The organism is Saccharibacillus sacchari DSM 19268, assembly GCF_000585395.1.
GTDB lineage: Bacteria > Bacillota > Bacilli > Paenibacillales > Paenibacillaceae > Saccharibacillus > Saccharibacillus sacchari.
Genome location: NZ_KK073875.1, coordinates 2,709,029 through 2,732,445, shown reverse-complemented (window position 1 = coordinate 2,732,445; position 23,417 = coordinate 2,709,029). Strand labels below are relative to the sequence as shown.

18 protein-coding genes are annotated in these 23,417 nt (G+C 54.7%); 7 read left to right on the top strand and 11 right to left on the bottom strand.

Annotated features, from left to right (window positions below; translation table 11 throughout):
* Positions 1-98 precede the first annotated feature (98 nt).
* The gene (locus tag SACSAC_RS11735; protein WP_037286525.1) at positions 99-443 is read right to left on the bottom strand and encodes a zinc ribbon domain-containing protein YjdM; all 345 of its coding nucleotides are present in this window, start codon (positions 441-443) and stop codon (positions 99-101) included.
* Positions 444-568: 125 nt separating this feature from the next.
* Positions 569-1,816 carry a Zn-dependent hydrolase gene (locus SACSAC_RS11730; protein WP_037286522.1) on the bottom strand — a complete coding sequence of 416 codons (1,248 nt, stop codon included), beginning with the start codon at positions 1,814-1,816 and terminating at the stop codon, positions 569-571.
* Positions 1,817-2,041: 225 nt separating this feature from the next.
* On the opposite strand from SACSAC_RS11730, the gene SACSAC_RS11725 reads away from it, so the two are divergent.
* Positions 2,042-2,953 (top strand): diacylglycerol/lipid kinase family protein, encoded by a 912-nt coding sequence (locus SACSAC_RS11725; RefSeq protein ID WP_037286519.1) that lies wholly within the window; start codon positions 2,042-2,044, stop codon positions 2,951-2,953.
* 67 nt (positions 2,954-3,020) lie between these two features.
* Here the strand turns inward: SACSAC_RS11725 and SACSAC_RS11720 are convergent, their stop codons facing one another.
* From SACSAC_RS11720 to SACSAC_RS11680, 9 genes are all read right to left on the bottom strand, one after another.
* Positions 3,021-4,199 carry a leucine-rich repeat domain-containing protein gene (locus SACSAC_RS11720; protein ID WP_037286516.1) on the bottom strand — a complete coding sequence of 393 codons (1,179 nt, stop codon included), beginning with the start codon at positions 4,197-4,199 and terminating at the stop codon, positions 3,021-3,023.
* Positions 4,196-4,366 (bottom strand): hypothetical protein, encoded by a 171-nt coding sequence (locus SACSAC_RS27995; protein ID WP_156950993.1) that lies wholly within the window; start codon positions 4,364-4,366, stop codon positions 4,196-4,198. The genes SACSAC_RS11720 and SACSAC_RS27995 overlap by 4 nt, the downstream gene beginning before the upstream one ends.
* A 102-nt stretch (positions 4,367-4,468) precedes the next feature.
* A complete protein-coding gene (locus SACSAC_RS11715) occupies positions 4,469-5,722 on the bottom strand; it encodes a VWA domain-containing protein (protein WP_037286513.1) in 1,254 nt (417 codons plus the stop codon).
* A gap of 1 nt (position 5,723) precedes the next feature.
* A complete protein-coding gene (locus SACSAC_RS11710; protein ID WP_037286510.1) occupies positions 5,724-8,225 on the bottom strand; it encodes a DUF5682 family protein in 2,502 nt (833 codons plus the stop codon).
* A complete protein-coding gene (locus tag SACSAC_RS11705) occupies positions 8,222-9,319 on the bottom strand; it encodes an AAA family ATPase (RefSeq protein WP_037286507.1) in 1,098 nt (365 codons plus the stop codon). The genes SACSAC_RS11710 and SACSAC_RS11705 overlap by 4 nt, the downstream gene beginning before the upstream one ends.
* Positions 9,320-9,363: 44 nt before the next feature.
* Positions 9,364-11,232 carry a HEAT repeat domain-containing protein gene (locus SACSAC_RS11700; RefSeq protein ID WP_037286504.1) on the bottom strand — a complete coding sequence of 623 codons (1,869 nt, stop codon included), beginning with the start codon at positions 11,230-11,232 and terminating at the stop codon, positions 9,364-9,366.
* Between the two features lie 53 nt (positions 11,233-11,285).
* Positions 11,286-13,130 carry a hypothetical protein gene (locus SACSAC_RS11695; protein WP_037286501.1) on the bottom strand — a complete coding sequence of 615 codons (1,845 nt, stop codon included), beginning with the start codon at positions 13,128-13,130 and terminating at the stop codon, positions 11,286-11,288.
* A gap of 24 nt (positions 13,131-13,154) precedes the next feature.
* Positions 13,155-14,594, bottom strand: coding sequence for an SWIM zinc finger family protein (locus SACSAC_RS11690; RefSeq protein WP_037286497.1), 1,440 nt, complete (start codon positions 14,592-14,594; stop codon positions 13,155-13,157).
* 303 nt (positions 14,595-14,897) lie between these two features.
* The gene (locus SACSAC_RS11680; protein ID WP_084778021.1) at positions 14,898-17,228 is read right to left on the bottom strand and encodes a carbohydrate-binding domain-containing protein; all 2,331 of its coding nucleotides are present in this window, start codon (positions 17,226-17,228) and stop codon (positions 14,898-14,900) included.
* 421 nt (positions 17,229-17,649) lie between these two features.
* On the opposite strand from SACSAC_RS11680, the gene SACSAC_RS11675 reads away from it, so the two are divergent.
* From SACSAC_RS11675 to SACSAC_RS11655, 6 genes are all read left to right on the top strand, one after another.
* A complete protein-coding gene (locus SACSAC_RS11675) occupies positions 17,650-18,492 on the top strand; it encodes a helix-turn-helix transcriptional regulator (protein ID WP_037286491.1) in 843 nt (280 codons plus the stop codon).
* Positions 18,493-18,511: 19 nt separating this feature from the next.
* Positions 18,512-19,330, top strand: a complete 819-nt coding sequence (locus SACSAC_RS11670) for a stalk domain-containing protein (protein WP_084778020.1) — start codon at positions 18,512-18,514, stop codon at positions 19,328-19,330.
* 225 nt (positions 19,331-19,555) lie between these two features.
* A complete protein-coding gene (locus SACSAC_RS28715) occupies positions 19,556-20,137 on the top strand; it encodes a family 43 glycosylhydrolase (protein WP_342666459.1) in 582 nt (193 codons plus the stop codon).
* Positions 20,113-20,511 (top strand): family 43 glycosylhydrolase, encoded by a 399-nt coding sequence (locus SACSAC_RS28710; RefSeq protein ID WP_342666458.1) that lies wholly within the window; start codon positions 20,113-20,115, stop codon positions 20,509-20,511. The genes SACSAC_RS28715 and SACSAC_RS28710 overlap by 25 nt, the downstream gene beginning before the upstream one ends.
* Positions 20,512-20,632: 121 nt before the next feature.
* Positions 20,633-22,369 carry a type 2 periplasmic-binding domain-containing protein gene (locus tag SACSAC_RS11660; protein ID WP_245608626.1) on the top strand — a complete coding sequence of 579 codons (1,737 nt, stop codon included), beginning with the start codon at positions 20,633-20,635 and terminating at the stop codon, positions 22,367-22,369.
* 38 nt (positions 22,370-22,407) lie between these two features.
* The gene (locus SACSAC_RS11655; RefSeq protein WP_037286486.1) at positions 22,408-23,376 is read left to right on the top strand and encodes an ABC transporter permease; all 969 of its coding nucleotides are present in this window, start codon (positions 22,408-22,410) and stop codon (positions 23,374-23,376) included.
* Positions 23,377-23,417: the final 41 nt, after the last annotated feature.

The following is a 23,417-nucleotide window of genomic DNA, read 5'->3' as shown; positions in this document are numbered from 1 at the left end:
AGCTTCTCGATTCCCTGCATCAACCTGTTATCTAAAGCCATTAAAGGACTCTAAACCCTTGGATTAGATATTCAAAATACCCGTTTTCACACAGCTGACTATGCTTTGCGAACAAACTCCGATTTCAATTTCATTGCTCCGAATCCGTCGATCTTGCAGTCGATATCATGGTCGCCGTCGACCAAGCGAATATTTTTGACTTTGGTCCCGATCTTCAGAACGGAAGAACTTCCCTTAACCTTCAGATCCTTGATCACCGTTACGGAATCTCCGTCGCGAAGCTCGTTTCCGTTCGCGTCGCGGACGACTTTCGCATCTTCTCCGTTATCGCGATCTTCCGCTCCCGGCGTCCACTCGTGCGCGCACTCCGGGCATACGAGCTGATTCCCGTCTTCGTAAGTGTAAGCGGAGTTGCAGACCGGGCAGTTTGGCAATTCATTCATTGTGTTCATTCCTCGTTTCTTCAATATGCGTAACGCGTTCTCTTCATGGTGCCATAAGCAAGCGTCCAGGTTCAAGCGCAACTCCGACAATCCTCCGACAAATAACCGCAGAGACACCGTTTGGTTTACGCTTCCGTTAAGTTTTTGGCTGCCTCGTAAAAAATACGAACCGCACGCTCGATATCTGCCGCATCCGACCATTCTTCCGGACAGTGGCTGAGTCCGCCGCGACTCGGAATGAACAGCATCCCGACATCGGTGAAGTCCGAAAAGATCATCGCGTCGTGCCCGGCTCCGCTGTTCAACGGACGCCGCGGAATGCCGAGCTTGTCGCATCCTGTTTCAAGCAAGCTTTTGACCTTGTCGCTCATCTGTTTGGGCCGGATATACAGTTGGCGTTCAATATCCACTTGAATACCCGAACCCTCTACCGAACGCGCCAATGCTTCCGCTTTGTTCAATAAGCCTTGCACGTCTTCTTCGCGTCCCGCGCGCAGATCGGCAGTGAAGACAACTTTGTCGGGAATGACGTTTGCTCCGTTCGGAAAAATGTTCAGGCGTCCTACTGTCGCCACCGCTTCGTTCCCCTGCTCCAGCGCCAGTCCCGGCAGTCCGGCCACGATCTTCGATGCCGCAACCAGCGCGTCGCTTCGGCGATCCATCGGCGTTGTTCCCGCATGTCCGGCGCGGCCTTGCACCGTAACCTGAATCTGCGTCAATCCGACAATCGCTTCCACGATCCCGACCGGAATGCCTTCTTCCTCCAAAACAGGTCCCTGCTCGATATGCAACTCCAAGAAGGCCTTGATATCCGACTTATCCCGCTTGCCCGGCAGCGAAGGATCGAGACCGATTGCGCGCATGGCTTCAATCGTCGTCATGCCGTCTTTGTCCGTCGTAGCGGCAAACTCCTCCGCGCTCAACACGCCAAGCATCGCGCGCGAGCCGAGCAGCCCTCCGATGAAGCGTCCGCCTTTTTCTTCGATCATTGCCACCGCTTCAAGCGGATACTTAGGCTGCAAGCCGTTATCGCGGAACAATCTCGCTACTTCGAGTCCGGCCACGACTCCCGCGGGACCGTCGTACGAACCTCCATTGGGTACGGAATCAAAATGCGAACCGATCAATACGGCCGGAGCGTTCGGAATGCTTCCTTCCATTTTGCCGAAAATATTACCGAATCCGTCCTCCCGAACTTTCAAGCCGTACTCCGTCATCACGCGCTTGATATAGTCTCGAGCCTGTCGATCCTGCTGGCTGTAGGTCAATCTCGTCGTCCCCTGCCCGGGTGTGGACGTAAATTGACCGATCGATTCGATATGGCGTTCGATGCGCTGCTGTAGTTCGCTTTCGGGTAAAATATTGTCGCTCATGCCGCTTGACCTCCATCCGGATGATTGGGAATTTTGCCGTTATCGTTTATTGTACCCGATCCTCAGAATTCTTTCGCGGCGAACGCCGTTTTTCTGGGTAAAGAGAAGTAGCAAGCTGTCCAAAAACAAGCGGAACTGCAAGTTCATTCAAAAAGAAATCTCCTCAAGGATACACATGGATTACATATCGGATTCGCAACCCTATATCGAATGGAGGAACACTATATGAAAAAGGCCATGATTATCATGAACCCTTCTTCCGGCAAAGAGAAAGCGTTTGAATATGTTCGTAAAGTCGAAGACACGCTGCGCAACGAGGTGGGCTACGACGTCGTCGTGATGGAGACTACGCAGGAGCTGGACGCGACCAAGTTCTGCATCTCCGCCTGCGAAGACGAATTCGATCTGGTCGTCTCGATCGGCGGCGACGGTACGCTGCACGAGACGATCAACGGACTGCTCGATCAAAAGCATCGGCCGCGCCTGGGCGTCATTCCGCTCGGAACGGTCAACGATTTTGCGCGCGCGCTGCATATTCCGCTGAATCCGGATGAAGCGATTCGCACGCTGACGTCTTCAAAGCTGCGCAAGGTCGATATGGCCCGCATCAACGAACAACTCTTTGCCAACGTGGTCGCCGCCGGATCGCTTGCCGATACACTATCCTCCGTCACTTCGGAAGAGAAATCCAAACTGGGTGCGTTCGCTTACTTCAAAGAAGGCGTCAAAGAACTGCTCGGCGGTTCGGCGGCGCACTTGGTGATCGAACATGACAACGGCAAATGGGAAGGTCCCGCGCCGATCTTTATCGCGGCTCTAACCAACTCGGTCGGCGGATTCGAAAACCTGGCACCGGACGCTTCGGTCGACGACGGTCTGCTGCATGGATTTATCGTGCATGACCTGAACTTTTTCAATACGCTGACAGCCGGATTCTCCTTATTGCTCGGCAATCTCAAAGAACATAAAGACGTCGAATATTTCACTTCCCGCAGTATCCGCGTGTCTTCGACGGAACCGGTAAAAACGAACGTCGACGGGGAGCCGGGACCTGTGCTTCCGATCGAAATGCATATTTTGCCGGCTCACGTTCAGGTGATCGTGCCGGAGGAGGGTCCTGATCCTTCTTCAAATTAATCGTCATGAAAAAAGCAAAAAAGAAAAGCGGCCGAAAGGCTGCTTTCTTTTTTGCTTTTTTTCATGATCAACGATGCACCAGTTCGCCGCCTCGCGCTTGTAGCAGGCGCTCTAGTTTCAACCCGTCTTCCGTTCCGCGTTCGGCTTGGCTGCCGGATAAGCGGACCCATTTTAATGCAGGCAGCTCTAGCAGCAGCTTGGGATCGGAGAATGAGGTTTTGCTCAGGTCTAGGCGTTCCAAGGCCGTCAGCGTGAGCAAGAAATCCCAGGCTTTGGGCTTGAGCATGGTGACGTCGAGATTTTTCAGGTGGGTCATGCCTTCGAGTGGACTTAGGTCTTTTACCTTCGTTCCCCAGATCCATAGCAGCTCAAGCTTGGGAAATTGCTCGCGAATGCCTTCGATGGATTCCAGTTTGGTTTTTTCCGCGTATAAGATTTGAAGCTCGGGGCAGTGTCCCATCTCTCTCAGGCTTCGGATCTGCGATCCGCGCAGGCGAAGGTCCTGAATCGAAGGGTGATTGCGGAAGCCACTGAGATCGGAGGCTTGGCAGAAGTTCGCGTCCAGAACTCGCAGCTTGACCAGTTCGACCGCGTGGGAGAGATCCGTCAATTTTTTCGGCGAAAGTAGCTGCACCTCTTCGATGTTCGGAAATACGCGAAGCGAACCCAGATCCTCCAAGCCGCAGGTCTGCGCTCCCAAAGATAATTTGCGTACGGAAGGAGCAGATTTGTACGGAGGAACGCGCTCGATCTCGAAAAAGTTCAGCGACAGTTCTTCCAATGCCGGAGGTAGTTCATCGAAGCTGTCGTGATTAAGACGCGATAAGCTCAATTGCCTTAAATTTATCAACGAAATCATCATATTCGGCGGAATAGGTTGAACCAGCTGCCGAATTTGTAACGTCTCCAATCCGGTTAATCCTGCTATTGCCCCAATATCCTGGGTAATCGTGGTTTTCGAGACGAATCCCAGACTTTTTAGATGCACAGCGGCATCTAATCCGGCCAGGGTCGGTACGGTCATTTTGGAGTCGGTGGTGCCAAACTCCAGACGTTCCAATTGAGTGAACTCTTTTAACGGCGCATAGGTAGAGATCGGACGGGGCTGCATGATCTTAAGTACCTCAAGCCCTTCCGGCGAGTCCGGCACATGAAAATGCGCATACTGCCGCTGTTTAGTGATATAGGCTTCGGCTTCTTTTAACAGCGCCTGCTTCGATTTTTCATACAGCTTATCCTCATTCATAATCTTCGACCCCAACGTTCTTGTACCTTTCCATACCCGCTGTCCAGACAGAAGGTCTCAACCCCGCGGTTACGCATCTCATTGACCATAGCCGTGAACATTCGGTAGGCGGATGCTTGATCCTCGCTGTTCGGCCGACGAATCATCATGTTCAGGTTTTCTTCCATAAAATAATCATCCTCTACAGTCCTATCATCATTCAAGCACCCCATCGGCGTAGTTCGCATGAATGCGAAGACTGGGCCAACAGCGTGCTTGAATATGCGGTATTACCTTTTTTTAGCCGTTAGTTTATCTGCCAGTTCCGTCATATCCTGCCCTTGCAAAGCTCCCGCTACAAGCTCTGGCAGCATAGCGGGGGTACAGGCAAAACAAGGCGTGCCGTCTCGCGCAAGCAGTCTTGCCAGACGCTCGTCGTAGAACGGACGTCCGCTGTCGGACAGCGCCAATAGACAAAGCGTACGCACGCCGGATTCGCGCATTTCGCGCATCCGACGCACGAGCGCGGATTGATTACCGCCTTCGTACAAGTCGGTAATCATGATGAACAGCGTCTTTTTCGGGTCTTCAATATACTGCTCGCAGTAAGCGACGGATTTATTGATATCCGTGCCGCCGCCGAGCTGAATGCCGAACAGCATATCGACGGGATCGTCGGCACACTGCTCGGTCAGATCGACCACTTCGGTGTCGAACACGACGACCCGCGTGTCCAATGCCGGCATACTCGCGAAAATCGCGCCCGTTACCGAAGCCCAGATGACGGATTCCGCCATCGAACCGCTTTGGTCGATGTCGAGAATAACCGTCCATTCTTTACTGCGCCGCGCCCGGTCGAAGTAATAGAATCGCTCGGGAATCAGAAGCTTGCGCTCGGTATCGTAATGCTTGAGGTTGCGTTGAATCGTCCGCTTCCAGTCGAGTCCGCTGAGCGAAGGAAGCGGCGTATGCTGCCGTCTGTTCAGCGCGCCCGTGACGGCACGCTGCATGTCTTCCTTCATGCGAGCCATCAGCTCGTCCACGACGGCTTTGACCAGCATACGGGCCGTGTCCTTCGTCTTTTCGGGGATTTTGCCGCGCAGCGACATTAACGTGCCGACCATCTGAATATCCGGTTTGACCGATGCCAGCAGCTCCGGCTCGAACAGCAGCTGCTTCCAGCCGCGCCGCTCGATCGCATCGTTTTGAATGATCGAAACGACATCCTCCGAAAATAGATTACGCACATCGCCGAGCCAACGCGACAAATTGACGGACCCTCGTCCGTTGCCTGCTCCCCGGCCGCCCGAGCCGCTCCCCGAGCCTGAGCCGGAACCGCCCGCGGAAGGCGAACCGCTCTCGGTATCGTCGTAGATGGCGGCAAGCGCCGAATCCATGATCGCTTCTTCATCCGTCAACCGCAGGCCGCCCGGTCCGTTCATGCCCTCAAGCTTATTCTGAGCCGCTTCACCCAAAATAAGCCGCCAACGCGAAACGGAATTCTCTTGATTGGTATCGTTGCCGTTATCCGCTGTATTCGTCATATTAAAAGTCCCCAAAGTCGAAATCGTTCAATTCATCCAGCATTTTGTCCTCTTCCTCCTTCAGTTCCCCGGTCAGAATTTCCGCTGCCTGTTCCGCATTGACGCCCCACAGTTCGCCTAGCGTCTCGGCGATCATGGTCTTTTCGTGAGCCGAAAACGAGCTGAATGCCCGGCGCAGGAAGACCAGCGCGCGCTTGAACTCTTCGTCGCCCAACGAGTTGATATAATCGTTCAACTGCACCCACAGGCTCATTCTGGACAAGAGCGCGTAACGGTTACGCATCGATAATCCTTCGAACCAGCCCGCGCCCAAATCGGACGGAATGCCCGGCGATAAACGTCGGGACACTTCGGCCGCGCACTGCTCCGCGTCCATCTCTCCGCGTTCAAGCAGCAGCGCGCAGGCGAAGCCGGACAGCTTCGGATTGCGATCATCCCGCTCCGACAACGCATTCAGTTCCTGCGTCCATAGCGATACGTCGACGGTATCGTCATGTTCCTGGGCAATCTTGTTCAGCTCGCCGATGGCAGATACCATCCCGTAAGCCGCTTCGTCGTTACAATTGGCCGCATCTGATAGATAAAGGCAACCGCGGAAAAACAGCTGTTCCAACAGCGGCACGAGCGGAGCGGTATCGGCGCGCCGGATATCGCCGTACGCGATAATGCCGGACAAGCGCGATGCCGCGCCCGAGATCTGCGCCACGTCGCGGCTGTCTGCCGCCAACGCTTGGAGTACCCGTCGACCGTCCTCCATCTGCGCGGTCATTCCGCAGCGTACCGACACGCCGATCAGCGCGGAAGCTTCCGAGATCGACGTACAGGCTTCCAGCTTCTCGCGCAGGCGATGCGCGCAAGCAATCTCGATCGTCTCGCCGAGCAGCGTGGACTCGACGACGCGAATCTCGGCTTCCGGCGTCCATTGAATAATCCAATCCTCGGCCCATACCGCACGATCCGCGTTAGCGGGTCGGGATCGAACAAACGGAATCTCCAGCAGTTCCAACCGATGAAACAGGAAGGAACGGTTCAAGTCGAGGAAGGCGGCTTCCTGCGACGAGACGCGGCGATTCTCCCGCAGATCAAGCGATAAGTCAGTCGCGACGGCCGTCTTGTACTTCGTCAGCTTTAGTCGCTTCAATTCGCGATTCAAGTCATCTTGAAGCGGTGTCTGACTGACGCCTTCAGCGAGGCTTCCGATCTCGATTCCCACATCGACCCGGGCCAGCGCTTCGGCAACAACCGATAACTCACCCCGGCCGAGCAGCGTCTGCGCCGCATCGCGAAGCTCCAGCAGCGTCGGCGCGCTTCCGCCGTGCAGCGAAGCCAGACCTTCGGCCATGCGTACGGCTTCGATGACTTCCGCCGTCGAACGATGCGTGCCCGATGCCCGCAGCGCCCGCGCCGCCGTCGACAGATAGACGCGCGGCAAGTCTTCCGGCTGGCCGGATTCCATCGCCTCCCACATCATCTGGAAATAATGAGGCGCGTTGTTACCCGCGCCGTAGCCGGACAAACTGGACAACCGATAATAGGAATACGGCATCAGCGTCAGCTTGGAGCTGCGCGACGGCATCGCCGCAAGCTCCTCGTCGCTCATGGCGCCTTTTGCCGGATACTCCAAGGCAGCAGCGTGATAAGCGCCGCAAACCACCACAATCTTCGACGGATCATGTCCGGCTTCGACGGCTTTCAGAATCTGTCGCTGCATATAAGCTTCGCGCACATGGTTGTAGGCATGTTCTTCCGGCTGATCGGAGCGTTCCCGATCTTCGCCGAGCGCACGCATCTCGGCCGAGAAGGCCAGAATCGAATCCCGGTACGTATCCGGATTCGCATTATGCTCGTAATGGCGTTCCCAATACGTATCGTAGTCGTGCTCGTCCGCAAGTTCGGCAATTCGCTCGTAGATCGAGCGCCCAGTAGCTTCGGCTTCCAATTCTTCGACGCCTTCCGGCTCAACAGGAACAGACTCTTCGGACGGCGGCAATCCGCCCGGCAGAGGGTTGGCCGGGTTACCTGAAGGATCGGACGCAATCTCCAAGCTGGGAGATGTCCCATTTCCCGTTTCAGGCATTGTGTCCGTTGTCGGTTTGACTTCGGTTTCCTCTCCAGGAACTGCTTTTCGCGACACCTTCTCTTCTTCAGCGCGCCGCCGCAAATCTTGAAGCGCCAGCGCCGAGCCGGAAGGCAAATCAATCATCTCGCATAACGCTTTATGCTTCGCCGCCCAGCGCATCGCCTGAAGTTCCGGCGAATAGACGGCAAAAGGCCAAAGCGCCGTACGAACCGGCATCTCGTCGGTGAACGCCAGCACCGCAACCGGAGGTACAGTGGAAGGGTGAACCAGGTCGCGAATCATGCTCGTTGCATCGGACGGACCTTCGATCAGCACCGCTGTGGGACGAACCTGATCCAGATATTGCAGCAGATGGCGGGCACCGCCGGGGGACAAGTGCCGGACGCCGAAGACGGAGACTTTGACGTCCGCCGCCGTCTTCACTCGTTCATCTCCCTGCACGCCTGATACAGTCCGCGCCACTCCGATCCCCGTTTCTTCATGACGTTGTCCAGATATTCTTTCCATACGAGCTTGTCCTTGTCGTCGTCTTTCACGATCGCGCCTTGAAGCCCGGCTGCCAGGTCTTCGTCGGTCATCTCCCCGCTGCCAAAGCTTGCGGCCAAAGCCATACTGTTCGTCAGCAGCGAGATCGCTTCCGCCGTCGAGATCACGCCGGCCGGCGATTTCAGCTTTTCTTTGCGATCCAGCGTCATACCGCTGCGCAACTCACGGAAGATCGTGACGACTTTCAGCAGCGCTTCATCGGCAGGCGGCGAAGCTTTCAGCTCATACGATGCCGCGATCTCGCTTACCCGCTTCTTCACGATCGACAGCTCGGTTTCCAGGTCTGACGGAGCAGGCAGTACGATAATGTTGAAGCGGCGCTTCAGCGCGGCAGACATCTCGTTGACGCCGCGGTCGCGCGTATTCGCCGTCGCAATAATCGAGAAGCCTTTGCGGGCGCTAGTCTCATTGCCAAGCTCCGGCACGGAAACCGTCTTCTCGGACAGAATAGAGATTAGCGCATCCTGAACTTCCGAAGCACAGCGCGAAATTTCCTCGAACCGGGCTACGCTGCCGCCTTCCATCGCGCGCATAATCGGGCTTCGAACCAGCGCTTCCGGCGTCGGACCATTTGCCAGCAACATCGCATAGTTCCACGAATAGCGTACCTGTTCTTCGCTCGTTCCGGCGGTGCCTTGCACGACAAGACCCGAATTTCCGCTGACCGCGGCCGTCAGGTTCTCCGACAACCAGGACTTTGCGGTTCCCGGCTCACCGATCAGCAGCAGCGCACGGTCGGTGACGAGTGTGGCAATCGCCATTTCGACCAAACGACGGTTGCCGATATATTTAGGGGTGATATCAAGCTTACCGGCTTTGCCTCCGGTGATATAGGTTAACACGGCGCGAGGCGACATCTGCCAACCCGGCGGAACGGCTCCTTTGTCTTCCTTTTTCAATGCTTCGATCTCCTGTTGGTACAGAAGCTCGGCGGGTAAACGCATCGTATCCTGCGTATGAGCTGCGGCCATTGATTATTCTCCTCTCGAATTACGGTATGGGAATCGGGCGACGATTAAGAGTTGGACTCGGCTGAAGCTGCACGGCGGCGAAGAGTGTCAATGATTTCCTGTGCTTCTTCCTTCACGCTCTCGAAGCGAGTCTCTTGGATCAAAGGCTCCAAACGATCGGCGGCTTCGCCCGCGAAACGATCCGGCAATTTCAGTAAAAGCTGCGTTTCGTCATGATAAATGCTGTAGATCTTTTTCCAGTCTTTTTTCTCCATCCAGCGCATCAGCAGCTCGTACTTCGTTTCTTCGTCAAATCCGCCTTCATCCAATGCCAGGAAGATGTAATAGCCGTAATAATTGTTATTCGCCTTTTCGATCTGCCGCTCCAGATACTTCAACAATTTGGGATTGCCGGGGTTATTAGGAGCAGCAAGCGCCGCTACCAATTGAAGATCGTCACGGTCGATCAACCACTCCAACCAGCGCGGGTCCCATTGCGCCGCGATCTGATCCGACGAAAGCCGGGTACTCCGGTTCCGTACATAGCCTTCGAAGGCGTAAACTTCTTCCCGCAGTGTCTCAATGAGTTTGTTTTGCCGCGCTTGGGCTTTTTTCGATACGGCTTCGCGCAGGCGACCCAAGCCGGAAGCGACATACCGTTCGTACACGTCCGCAGGCGTGCGCAGGCGCTTGGTGGCATGGAACGCGTAAGGCAGATAAGCGACGTCGCGTTCTTCCAAACCTTGCAGCGCAGCCAATGCTTCCTCGGTATTCGTATTCTCCAAATATTTGGCTGCTTGGCTCATCACGCGCAGATTTTCCGAAAAGTCCAGACGACCGATCGCCGGATATTTCGATTCGTTCGAGATCAAATCCAGGAATAATCGCTCCAATTCTGGATGTCTGGCCTGCCGGAAAGCGACAGTGAACGGTTCGATCGTTTTCCACAGCTTGTCTTTGCTCTTCTGGTCGTTGTCTCCGAAAATTTCCTGACTCAGACGTTCTTCGTATAGAGGAATCAAACGCTCCAGCATCTCTTCCTTTGGCGAAGCTTCGATCGCTTGAGCCGCCGGAAGCGCGTCTTTGCCGATAAAAGCTTCATACAGTCGATCGCGTGCCGTCTCCGAATTGCGAACCGCCAGAGCCGCAAGCGCGCCTTCGCGAACCGGCTTTTTCTTGTCCAGCGACCATTCGATCAGCTTGTCTTCAAAGTCCGGATGCAAGCCCAGACAAGCGATTGCCGCAGCCCGCACCTTATCCGACCCTTCTTCCGCCGCTTTCACCAACAGATTCAGCGACTTCTGATCATCCGAATCGACGCCAAGCTTACGCACGACTTCCAAACGACGTTCTTCTTCCCGGCCGCCCTGAATATTCATATCCGCCAGCAGATACGGCACGATCACCGGACCGTATGACGGTAAAATATGTCGAACGGCATAGTCGGCCAACTCCGCATAAGGATCGCCCAGCGCCTTCATTGCGAACGGAAACAAACGCAAATCGCGGAATAGTCCGTGTCGATACGCTTCCAGGACGATTTCATACCGACCGCCGCCCGATGTGGACAGCGCATTTTGCACCTCCGCAAGCTGACGGTAGGAATGAACGGTGGTCAGTCCGGTCAAGCCACTGTCTTCTGTCTGATTATTTGAAAGATCACTTCCCGCCGCTGTCGCACCCTGCGTTGACAGCACCGAATTCAACAGCAACGAGACATCCTGCAAACGTGCCGCTCGCGCCTCCGCTTCGGACGGCCCTGTAAGCGCAGCGACGCCTTCCGCCAGCTTTTTGAATACCGGTGCCCGTTCCCCAAGCTGTGCCAGCTTCGGTTGTACTCGATTCAAGCGAAAATCGTCAGCCGCCAAGTCGCTGCCTGCGATATACAGACGACGCAATTCGCCTTGAAGCTCCTGCAACAAAGTCGTACTCATATTCATCTCTCCTCCCGGTATTTGGATAGGATATTTATTCACGGACGCAGTCGCTATTCGCCTGCTTCTGCCTGTGCCGCCGATTGTCTGGTGCGAAGCGTATCCACTGCTTCTTGAAGCCTTCTTTTATAGTCCGTTCGTTCGATTCCGGCCATAATCCCTTCGATGCGTCGCAATGCCTCGTCGATTCGGTTTACCGGAACATCGCTCGCCTCGACCGTGAGCGCGAACTCGGCATAAGCAAGCGTAGAAGGACGATTCCAATTTGGGGCTTCGATCAACTGCATCAGCAACTCAAAACGCGTCTCTTCGTCAAACGGTACGTTTTGCACAGCGCCCAACACGTTGTATCTGTCATTTTCGATCGTCGGCGAAGCATTGTTGCGAATCGCCTGCTTCAAATAAGGAAGAAGCCTATCGTTACCGAGCCGGGCAAGTCCCGCAGCAACGGATAAACGGTCATGATCGATCGCCCAATCCAGCCAACGGGGATCCCACTCCGCTTCGATCTGCGCTTGGGGGCGTCTGCGATCATACCCGCCTGCTCTGCTGTATAGCGCTTCGCGAAAGACCATAAACAACAAGTCGTCCGACATCCTGATTTTTCCCGATTCGGAACCTGCGTAACGCTCATAGACTTCGGCCGGGGAGAGTATGCGTCTCGCCAGCGGAACAGCGTAATGGACCAGCATCGTCGGAGATGTTTTTGCCATTCGCTCGATATGCTCAAGGGCTTTGATCGTATTCGATCTGACGAAATAATCGGCGGCGGCACCGGTAACCTGACCCATCTCCGTTCTGGCCAATCGCTGAAATACCGGATAGATCGACAAATCCTGTGCCATCTCCGTATAGAGCCGTTCCAGCGACGGATGGCGCACCTTCCCCAGCGCATTCAAAAGAGGGCGCAGCTCCTTGATCGAATTGACCTTTTTGTCCACGTGATCTTTCAACTTTTCTTCGTACAGCGTGATCAGTCTTTCTGCTAACGCCTGCGATATTGAAGGTTGGATCGCTTCGGAAGCCATCAATCCGTCCTTACCGTTCAACGCTTCGTACAGACGATCGCGTGCAGCTATCGAATCGAGTACGGATAATGCAAAATAAGCACTTTCGCGCACCGTTTTTTTGGAATCACGGGACCAGTCCAGCAACCTTTGCTCGCATTCCGGGTCGGCACCCAGACAAGCGATCGCCGCAGGACCGATCTTCGCTCCGCCTTGTTCGGCAGCTAAAATCAGCTTATCGATCGAGGCCCGGTCTTCCGGGTTTACGCCGATCTTTTTGACGACCTGCAATCTTCGTTCATGCGCCTTGTCGCCTTGAATATCAAGGTCGTTCAGCAGATACGCGACGATAGCCGATCCGTATCCCGGCACGATCTTCTCCGTCGCCAAATCGGCAATCTCCGAATACGAATCGCCCAGCGCCTGAACGGCCATAGGCAGCATCCGCAGATCATCAAAAAGCCCGCGTTCGTAAGCCGAAAGCACCACCTCGTAACGCCCGCTGCCCGATGAAGACAGCGCTTGCCGCACTTCGCCGAGTTCGCGCGAAGAATGATTCGTCGCCAGATCGGGCAGTCGATTATCGAGAGCAATCGGAGTGATATCGGCCTCGCTACCCGTACCGTCAACCTCTGTCTTCCCTTGCGTCGCCAACACCGAGTTCAATAGCATCGACACGTCCTGCAATCGCACCGCCCGTTCGAAAGGCACTCCGGGTCCGATCAATTCGGCGACCCCTTCGGCGATTCGTCTGAACACGGGAGCCCGTTCGCCAAGCGCAGTCAGCTTTGGCTCCAGCTTTTTCAAACGAAAATCATCAACGGCTAAATCGCTACCTGCAATATAAAGGCGTCGCAATTCGCCGTGTAATTCCTGTAGCAGCATGCTCATGAAATCCACCTCCCGTAAAAGGGATCAATACAGCAATCTGGCAATCCGCTCGCCTTGAATCAACGTCAGCGGCTGCGCGACCAATTTCCCCGTATCCATCTGGTGCTCGAACATCGCCAGCACGGCACAATTCTCCAGCAAGGAAGGATCGACCAGCGATAACAACGGCGTCGTAGGCTGCGGCAAGCGATAAACGTCTCCCAGTTCAAGGGTATTGCCCGCTTCGTCAACCAGAGCAAACGTGCCGTTCTCGGTTTGAGCGACTCGCGCAGCGTTCAGCAACACAACGGGAGCACGATCGGCCAGCGGATCTTTTAACTGATTTTTCACGGCTTTCACCGCATCGGGAATCGAAGCTGCCGCAGCAGAGCGAATACCGTCGTAATCGGCATGGTTCGCCTGACGGGGGATCATGCCTTCAAAGCGCACCCGCGCATTCATGCCGCCCGGATAGCGATAGAGTTCCGAGATCTGCGCCACGCTGAAGAAACTGTCTTCTTCCTTCATGTACTTCACGGCCTTGAACGGACGGTACTGTACGGTACGGTGAATCTTGCCCTCGCCCAGTTGCAGCCAAAATCCCGTATCCACGAACTCTTTGCGCGCTTCGTCCCGATACGTGTAAAAAGCCAATTGAAGCAATTCGACGCTCTCGCTCACTCGTCCGGCTTCTTTCAATTCGGCTAACTGCCAAGCGTGACCCAGCCATTCTTCGATCGTCGACTCCGAATCGGGAGCCAGTTCGGGATCTTCCTGCTTCGTTTGAAGATAGGAGCGCCCCTTTTTGATAAAAGCGTTCAACAGCGTAAGCTGCTCGGCCGCATATGTATAGCCGCTCTCGCGATCGTCTTGTTCCAGCAGCAGCGCCAGTCGGCGAAGTTCGTTCTCCGCTCCGGTCAAATAACTGCTGCCCAGCCGCTTGGCATGATCGTTCAGATCTTTCACGGTTCGGGCGTTGGCTGTTCCCAGCCCGCCGCGTACCAGCGATACGACGATCTTCTCCAGTTCATCCAGCGCTTCGAGCTGTTGGGCGATTTTCTTCTTGAGCGCGGTCTTGTTCACTTTCTTCGGCTTGGCCGGCGGCAGTTCGCCGCTCTCGCGCTTCGCCTTCGTTTCTTCTCGTTTCTCGGCCTTTTCCCGCTTGGACGAAATGTCTTCCGGCACGGTCGCCTTTTCAAAAGTCAGGCCGTCCGCATACGCGTACATCAGACCTAGCGCATGCTTGCAGGGGAACTGCCGACTTGGGCAATTGCATCGCGACACCGGATTTTCAGGAGTAACAAAGTCGACCGAGCAGATGTAATTCGACTTCCCGCTGCCGGAGCATTCTCCGAAGATCAGGTCGCCTTCCTCGGACACGTTAAGTTTGACGAATTTGTTCTTCAATACCAGTCCGCGACCATTCTTGGCCGCAGCGGCGTTCGGGGCGAGCGAATCAATATGTGATGCAGTCAGTTCCAGCAAATCAAGCGCCTCCTCGCTGTAATATAAATTGGATTGATTAGATTATACGGGAATCTTTCACAAATCTCACTCAGGCATGCGGCATCGGTCTTTTGACCCGCATCCTGCGTCCTATCGGGATTTCAGACAGCGAAAAGAACATGTGTTCTTGTTTTTTAAGAATATAACATGCTTCCAGTGAAAATTCAAATTCGGGACGTTCTCCCAGTCTCAACACTTTTTTTACCCGACAAAAAAACCGGATGAACAGCCTGGTCGGCATTCATCCGGTTTCTTGTTTGCAGCTGTAATTCTCTCCTGCCTTTAGCGTCTTCCACCCATCATACCGCCGGTATTGCCTGTCGTGATTCCGGACTCATTGACCCAGGTCGTTTGGCTGCCCGAGAGCGTAAAGGTGACTACGTCGCTGCCTCCGGCCGATACGGTGTAGGTACTGCCGTCTTGCAGATCAGCCGAACTCACCACGACCGTACGGAATTGCTTGGACGGCGTCACCGTGGCAATCGTGTTCCCTTCGCTGTCTTTTACCTCTACTTGAGTTCCCGCTTCCTGCGTGTCGGTAAACGTCATCGCGATGGAGAGCTGCGAGGAATCGTCGCTTGGTGCTTGTGCCATGCCTGCGCTTCCGGCTGTGACGAGTGTTCCTCCGCTAATCTCGAAGGTACCGTCGTAGTCCAGCGATCCGTTGCCGTCACCCGTCGGTCCGTATACCGTTACCGTGCCGCCTGTCATGGTGATCGATCCATTGGAATCCAGACCGTCGCCTTCCGCATTCACGGTGAGCGTGCCGCCATTGATCGTCAACTGCGCATTGCCCGAACTCATACCCATGCCGCCGCCGAAGCCGCCTCTGGATTGGTTGCCTGCTGCCGTATCGCCTGTGGCATCTGTGGACGATTCCGTCGACGATGCGCTTGCCGTCGTCACAGAAGCGGTTGTGTTCGCAGTTGCCGAAGCCGTAACCACCGTTGCCGAAGATGTCGCGTTTGCTGCAGATTCTGTAGAAGCCGTTGCATCCGTTGTAGTCGTAGCGGTCGTAGCGGTCGTAGCGTCTGACGCATTCACGCCGTCGTCACTCGCGACTACGTTAATATCGCCGCCGTCGATCGTAATGTTTTCAGCTTCCAAGCCTTCATAGCTGGCCTGGATATCGATGGTGCCTGCCGCGATGATCAGATCGCTTTCGCCGTGGATCGCATCGTCACCCGTCGAAATTTGCAGATCGCCGTTCGTCACTTCAACCTTGCCGTTACTGTGCAGCGCATCGTCGGCCGAGTTGATGACGAATGTGCCGCCGTTGATCGTCAATGTCGCGCCTGCCTTGATGCCTTTCATGCTGTCGGATTCCGTCTCGGTTGTCGTCGTTGCCGCAGAATCGGTCGTCGCATCGGTCGTCGTTCCGCTTGCATCGCTTGGCAGGGACGGAGGCGTTCCGCCGCCTGTAGGCTGTGCGCCGTCCGGTAAAGCTGGAGGGCCGTCTGTCGATGCGTCCGTGCCGGTCGTACCCGAAGCCGCGCCGCTGCTGTCTACGTCAGGACCTTGTCCCGTGCCCGGGTCTCCCATTCCGCCGGGGCCGCCGCTGCCGCCTTCGGGACGCTGTCCGCCGCCAAAGCCGCCTCCTCCGAAGCCTCCGCCCATTTCCTCGGTGTGTTCCGGTCCGTTTTCATAGCCGCCGCCCGTGACAATATTGAATTCCCCGCCGTCCACGACTACATTCGTTTCGCCTTGAATCCCGTCGTTGCCGGCCGTGATTTCGAATATGCCGTCTTTGATCGCAACGAAGCCTTTTTCCGTATCTTCGTCATTCGTGGATTTGATTCCGTCGCCGGCCGCATCGATGCTGATCGTGCCGCCTTCGATATAGACGCGATCTTTGCCGACCAAGCCGTCGTCCGCCGCTTTGACGTCAAGGGTGCCGCTTACGATATTGAGATCGTCCTTGCTCGTAATCCCGTCATTGTAATTGGCGGTTACGACCAGGCTTCCCGTTCCGTTGATCGTCAGATCGGCTTTGCTGAAGATCGCCGCGCTCGGCTCTTCATCGGTATTCAGCGTATACGTCGAACCGTCCGTCACGGTATTGGCCGTACCTTCGGCGAGCGTCAGAATCACCTTTTCTGCGGATTTGATGTAGATCGGGGCACTGTTGCTGTCCGTCAGCTCTACGCCGTTCAAGATAATATGCACGGAATCGGCGTCCGCCGTATCCACAATGATCTGTCCGTCGCTGAGCGATCCGCTGATCACGTACGTACCTGCCGCCTTGATCGTCACCGAACCGTTCGCAGCTTCGGCGCCCGTTCCTTCTACCGAAGCGCTTGTTCCTGCCAACGTGATCGTCGTCGCGTCGGAACCGGCCTCCGTTACATAATCTTCATCGTCCAGCGTCACCAGGCTTGCGGCGGTCACCCCGCTCAAACTTGCGGAAGCCGTAGTGACGGATGTTGTGGCAGAGGTCGTTTGCGTCGATGTCGAGGTTGAGGCGGTGGTGGTCGTCGTTGCTGCCGTTGAAGCGGTATCGGCTGCCGAGGTGCACGCGGAGAGCGTCAACATCGCGCCGAGGAAAATGACGAGGCCGGTCTGTTTTTTCGCTTGGAATCTTTTGGTTTTTTGGATCTTCGTTGTTTTTTTCATCTATAATCGTTCCCTTCTTGTTGAAAGTTTCGGGTAGTTCGGATTGGGGTGTCGTTTGTTCTTGGCTTTATATTAGAGGGTGAAGCTTTAGTGAAACTTAAAATTCTTATTTGAGTTGGAAAAGGGGAAGCTACGGAGAAGATTTTGTTTCGGTCGCGTGTTGCAATCGGGAAGCCGGATTAGACGAGGAAGAAGCTTCCCGATTGCAAAGGCGAGCGCTTCGCTCCTTCACTAAACCCTTCTCCTCCGCTTCCGGCTTTTCGCAAAATGAACAAGCCTTTTGAGGATTGGGGATAGGAAGTAAGAAATAGGGAATTCATTGTACGAGGCAAGGTTGTTGGGTAAGATAATTTGTAAATGAAGAAGTAAATCCGAAGGTTAACGATTGGCAGGGCAATCCCAGGGAAGAGGTTGCGGGCAGATGGAGAACAAGGAAGCGCAAGTGATTGTTAGCATTGAGCGTTTTAAGCCGCATACGTTTAACTTTGAGATGGGGGAAGGTCTGTTTATGTCGCATTCGCATGAATACGACGAGTTGACGCTGATCCTGGAAGGGCAAGGATATTATAGTTCGCCGGAGCAAAATATTAAGGTAAGCGCGGGAGATATCGTGTTGATTCCGCCGGGGCTGCATCACGGGTTTGTATGCACCGTGCCTTGGCAGGGAATTTCGGTGCATTTTCAACATGATCGGCTTCCGGTACATAGTCGTTACCCGCTTGTCGGGACAGAGCCTGAACAGGAACGGATTCGGCATGCGGCGCTTGAAGGGGAAGAGTTGCGCTGGGCGGAGATCTGCTTGTCGAGACTTGAACACGAATGGAAATCCGCGCATGAAAATGTAGATGCCCGGCATTTGATGCGGCTTGCGTTGGAGACGGCGCTGCTGTTGTTCCAACGAAGCCATGATGCGCAGACTCCTTACGGCTCGAGAGATTCAGGCGTGATTCAAGAGGTCCTCAAAGAAATCCACGCCAGCTATTACACCGGAATCACCATCGGCGAGCTGGCTTCGAAGCATTTTTTATCGGAGAGCAATTTGCGCAAAAAGTTTGTCGAAACGATGGGAATCTCCCCAAAGCAATATATGATCAACCTGCGCCTGATGGAGGCCAAGCGCCTGCTTCAACAAACCGACAAAGCCATCGAAAGCATCTCCTCCGAAGTCGGCTTCACCTCCTCCAGCCGCTTCTACGAATTTTTCGTCAAGTCGTCCGGGATCACGCCGCTCGAATGGCGCGTGCGGCATCAGCGGAAAGCCTGACCTTCAAAAGGAGGATTATATGATGAAAAAAAAGTCGCTTTTAGCTCTATTTGCATCTAGCATCTTACTAGCATTAAGTCCCCCTTCTAATTTAAGCGCAACTTCCGATGCATATGAACTTACAGAAGGGATCTATCAAGACAACCGAACCTTGGTTCCTGTTCGATTTGTGTCAGAAAAACTGGGTGCTGAAGTCACTTGGAATAAGGAGAATAAGAGGATTGAGATTAAAAAAGAAGATACTGAGATCAGTCTAGTATTAGGGTCAAAGGTAGCGACTGTAAATCAGGAAAACTTGGAACTTGATACAGCTTCTTTCTCCAATTTTGGAATAACTTATGTTCCTGCAAGATTCGTGAGTCAATCTTTAGGGGCAAACGTTTCATGGAATAAACAAGCAAATCAAGTGAAAATCTTGTCCGAAGGAAAGCAAATTTTAGTTAATTTAAAACAGGCTCCTTCTACAATAAATCCTATTCAAAAGATATCTTTAAACACTCAAAATCTGCTGATCAATAAATTAAATGAAGCCACTGATCTATCTTCGATCAAACAAGTCAGAACTCATTTTCGCGGACATTTTACAGATCAATTGATTAACACATTGATTCAAGATAAAGGCTTGAAGCATGAAGCCATACCTGCTTCTTCGTCATTCTATATTGAATATACGGGTCTTAAAACAGCCAGATTAGTTCAAAGCAAGGATATGGGATTAAACGAAGCGACAAATAGCATGGAGATTCTTTTCCGTAACATTTTTCTTGTTTATACCAACGGATCTTGGAAAGTAAATCAGGCGAACTCTTTTATAAGTTCTAACCCACTAAACCAATAATAAAAGTGACGGTCGCTTAATAAGCGATCGTCACTTTTATTATTGAGTAGTTTTTGAAGGACTCGGAGCGATTTCAAAATTTCTTTCCCGAATGAACGTTTTTCGACCGTCGTTTCCGCCACAAACATCCTCTTTTTCGCGGTAAAAGTAAAGCGTTTTCACAATTGTTCCTCTCCGCCCCCTCCGAGATAATAAAGCTATCCTCAACGCCAAAGGAGAACCCCGATGACGAACCGTTTAACCTTTTCCAACCCCATCGCCGAACATGCAGCCGACCCTTGGGTTTACCGGCATACCGACGGATTTTACTATTTCATGTGCACCAAAGGCGATGTGCTCGAACTACTGCGCTCGCCCCGTTTGACGACGATTGCCGACGGCGACCGCCGAATCGTCTGGAGACCGGAACCCGGCGGCAGGCACAGTCACCACCTCTGGGCGCCGGAAATTCATTTTCTGAACGGCTGTTGGTACATCTATTACACGGCCAACGACGGCGGAGGCGACGATACCCGGCAAGTGTGCGTGCTGGAAAACGCCGGTCCCGATCCGATGGAAGGCGAATGGAGATGGCGCGGCGCGCTGCCGACACCCGCTCCGGGGCTCGACGGCTCCGTGCTGGAACTGGGCGACAAGCTGTACTTCCTGTATGCGGGCTACGGCCGTTTTCCCGATTACGGTTCGGCCGTCTATATCATGCGCATGGACAACCCGTACACGCTGCAAAACGATGAACACGTGCTGCTACCGCGCCGACGCTGGATTGGGAAAAACAGGGCGGCATGGCGATCAACGAAGGTCCCGTGATTCTCCGCCGCAACGGGCGCATCTTCCTGATCTACTCCGCCAGCACCACTTGGTCGGAAGATTACTGCCTCGGCATGCTGACGATGGACGAGCACGACGATCCGACGTCGCCGGAGTCCTGGAGCAAGTCGCCTCAGCCCGTTTTCCGAAAAAATGCCGAAGCCCAAGTTTATGCCGTCGGTCACAACAGCTTCACGACTTCGCCGGACGGACAGGAAGACTGGATCGTGTTCCACGCGCTGTCCGCTCCCGGCGAAGATACGGCACGTCGCGCCACGCGCATCCAAAAATTCGGCTGGCACGCGGACGGAACGCCGGATTTCGGCACGCCGCTCGGCAATGATCAGCCGTTGCACATTCCTTCCGGCGAATAAACGCCTTTTCTGCCAAACATCCAAAAATCCGTCCGTAAGACCAAAGATCCGTCTCTTGAAGCCATCTATTGTAAGCGTTACCATTTAATCGAATATCACTATACAGATTAGGGGGCACGACATGAACATGAAAACATTCGCGAAAAAGATCGGGATGCTGGCCGCCGTTTCCGCGCTCGCCGTCTCTACCGCATGCAGCAGCGGAGGCAGTGAACCGGAAGAAGCCGAAGCGACGGATACGGAAGCCGCGGGCAAGCAGGAGCAAGTCGCTTTTACGGACATCGGCAGCGATATCAAAGGCAACGACAAGCCGACCGCGGAGCAAATCGCCGAAGTCAACGACACGCTCAACGATACATATCTGGGCGACATTTTCGAACAAGAAATCCCGAGCCATTACGGTGCCTATCCGTTCCCGGGCGACGTGACGCTGGATGTCTGGATGCCGGCCAACCCCGACGTGCCGGACATGAACACGCAGGCCGTGCAGGATCAGGTAGAGAAGCTGACGGGCATCAAGGTCAACTTCATCACGCCGCCGGTCGGCCAAGAAGCGGATTCGTTCACGCTCATGATCTCCTCGGGCGAGCTGCCGGACATCATCATCGATCCGGGCCGTTACCCGGGCGGATTGGAAGCGGGCGTGAACGACGGCGCGTATATCGACCTGACCGAACAGATGGAGAAAAACGCGCCGAACTACAGCGAATGGCGCAACTCCGACGAGATGCGCCGCAAAACGACCGTCACCGACGACGGCCGCCTGCTCGGCTTCTACGGCATCGCGCCTTACTCCGAGTGGATGTGGTTCGGCATGCTGATCAAGCAGGAAGCGCTGGACAAAACCGGTCTCGAAGTGCCGACGACCGTCGACGAATGGCATGCGTTCCTGACCAAAGCCAAAGAAGTCGGCTATTCCGAACCGCTCAACTACGGCTCGAGCTACGGCCAGCTTTTCACCGGCATCATCAACGGCGCTTACGGCGTCTGGGATTGGACCTTCCTCGACGCGGACGGCAAAGTCAAATGGGGTCCGGCTCAGCCTAAAGCGAAAGAATACCTGACGACGATGCAGCAGTGGAACAAAGAGGGGCTGCTGAACCGCGACTGGGCGACGGCCGACTTCAATCAGCGCATGGCGACCGCCATTTCGGACAAAACGGCCGTCATGATGGATTCCCCGGACACGATGTGGAGTTATTGGAAACAGCAAAACGATTTCGACTTCGTGGGCGCGCCGAATCCGGTGCTCAACGAAGGCGACCAGCCGCAGGTCAGCTACAAAAACTTCATGCGCGCCGGCACCAACGCCGCGATCACCACGCAGGCCGAGAACGTGGAAGCGGCGATGGCGTTCCTCGACTTCAGTTATACGAAAAAAGGCTGGGAGCTGCTCAACTACGGCGAATACGGCAAAGTCCATCTGATCGACGCCGACGGCAAGCCTTACTATCCGGCCGACAGCTACATTTACGAAGACCCGGACGGCCAGCCGGTCGCGACGACGCTGCACAAATACCGCATGCACAACTGGCCGGACATCCGCGACGAGCATAACTCCAACCCGCTGATCGTGGCGGAAGGCAGCTACTCGGGCGATATCCGCAAAACGTGGACCGAAGAAATGGACGCGAGCATGACCATGCCTCCGATCACGTTCACCCAGGCCGAAGCTTCGCGCGAAGCGGAACTCGGCAACCAATTGGCGACGCTGCGCAGCGAATATTTCGCCAAGATCATCATGGGCGAGATGCCGGTGGACGCGTACGACAAATTCTTGGCCGAAGCGCAGAAGATGGGTCTCGACGAGTTCCTGAGCTTGCACCAAGCCGCGCTGGATCGGTACAACCAACGTTAATCCATCCGACCTATTGAAAAAAAGGAGGTGACCGACCGGTGCTAACGCTGCGCAAAAACAAAAAAGGCAACGCCCTCGCCGCGTCCGAACGCCCGAAAACGTCGCTGATGATCCGCAAAGACGTACGCAAAAACTGGTTTCCCTACCTGCTGGCGATCCCCGTACTCGCCTGGTTTATCATCTTTTGCTACGGGCCGATGTGGGGCGTGCTGATCGCGTTCAAAGACTACAAACCGCTGCTCGGTTTCGAAGCCAGTCCTTGGGTCGGTTTCAAGCATTTCGTCGACTTTTTCCAAGGTCCGTACTTCTGGCGGGTGGTCAAAAATACGCTGCTGCTGAATCTGTGGGGCATCGGCTTCGGCTTCACCGCCCCGATCATTTTGGCGCTGCTGCTAAATGAGATCCGCAATAAGATGTTCAAACGCACCGTGCAAACGATCACTTACATGCCGCACTTTATCTCGCTGGTGGTCGTGGCGGGCATGATCCATATTTTCACCGCCGACGAAGGGATCATCACGCAGGTGCTGCAATGGATCACGGGCAAAGAATACTCGTCCCTGCTCGGCTATTCGTCCATGTTCCGGCCGCTGTACGTGTTCTCGGGCATCTGGCAAAGCATCGGCTGGGAAAGCATCATCTACCTCGCCGCGATGGGCTCGATCGATACGTCGCTCTACGAAGCCGCGGATATGGACGGCGCGAATCGGCTGCAAAAAATGTGGCATGTCACCCTTCCGCAGATTACGCCGACCATCGTGATCCTGTTCATTTTCGCGGTAGGCGGCCTTATGGCTTCCGGTTACGAAAAAATCATCCTGCTCTACAACCCGCTCACCTACGACACGGCCGACGTGATCGCATCTTACGTGTATCGCCGCGGTCTGCGCGAAGCCAGCCTCAGCTACTCGACGGCGGTCGGACTGTTCAGCGCGGTCATCAACTTCGGACTGCTGTGGATGACGAACAATATCGCCCGGCGAAAATCCGAAGTCAGCCTGTGGTAAGCCGTTAGACACCGTCACACCCGCGTTCGAAAGGAGAGAAT

Bases quoted from the DNA above. Each gene is read 5' to 3' on its own strand.
- SACSAC_RS11735 (WP_037286525.1), bottom strand. From the start codon at position 443: ATGAATGAATTGCCAAACTGCCCGGTCTGCAACTCCGCTTACACTTAC.
- SACSAC_RS11730 (WP_037286522.1), bottom strand. From the start codon at position 1,816: ATGAGCGACAATATTTTACCCGAAAGCGAACTACAGCAGCGCATCGAA.
- SACSAC_RS11725 (WP_037286519.1), top strand. From the start codon at position 2,042: ATGAAAAAGGCCATGATTATCATGAACCCTTCTTCCGGCAAAGAGAAA.
- SACSAC_RS11720 (WP_037286516.1), bottom strand. From the start codon at position 4,199: ATGAATGAGGATAAGCTGTATGAAAAATCGAAGCAGGCGCTGTTAAAA.
- SACSAC_RS27995 (WP_156950993.1), bottom strand. From the start codon at position 4,366: ATGGAAGAAAACCTGAACATGATGATTCGTCGGCCGAACAGCGAGGAT.
- SACSAC_RS11715 (WP_037286513.1), bottom strand. From the start codon at position 5,722: ATGACGAATACAGCGGATAACGGCAACGATACCAATCAAGAGAATTCC.
- SACSAC_RS11705 (WP_037286507.1), bottom strand. From the start codon at position 9,319: ATGGCCGCAGCTCATACGCAGGATACGATGCGTTTACCCGCCGAGCTT.
- SACSAC_RS11700 (WP_037286504.1), bottom strand. From the start codon at position 11,232: ATGAGTACGACTTTGTTGCAGGAGCTTCAAGGCGAATTGCGTCGTCTG.
- SACSAC_RS11695 (WP_037286501.1), bottom strand. From the start codon at position 13,130: ATGAGCATGCTGCTACAGGAATTACACGGCGAATTGCGACGCCTTTAT.
- SACSAC_RS11680 (WP_084778021.1), bottom strand. From the start codon at position 17,228: ATGAAAAAAACAACGAAGATCCAAAAAACCAAAAGATTCCAAGCGAAA.
- SACSAC_RS11675 (WP_037286491.1), top strand. From the start codon at position 17,650: ATGGAGAACAAGGAAGCGCAAGTGATTGTTAGCATTGAGCGTTTTAAG.
- SACSAC_RS11670 (WP_084778020.1), top strand. From the start codon at position 18,512: ATGATGAAAAAAAAGTCGCTTTTAGCTCTATTTGCATCTAGCATCTTA.
- SACSAC_RS28715 (WP_342666459.1), top strand. From the start codon at position 19,556: ATGACGAACCGTTTAACCTTTTCCAACCCCATCGCCGAACATGCAGCC.
- SACSAC_RS28710 (WP_342666458.1), top strand. From the start codon at position 20,113: ATGGCGATCAACGAAGGTCCCGTGATTCTCCGCCGCAACGGGCGCATC.
- SACSAC_RS11660 (WP_245608626.1), top strand. From the start codon at position 20,633: ATGAACATGAAAACATTCGCGAAAAAGATCGGGATGCTGGCCGCCGTT.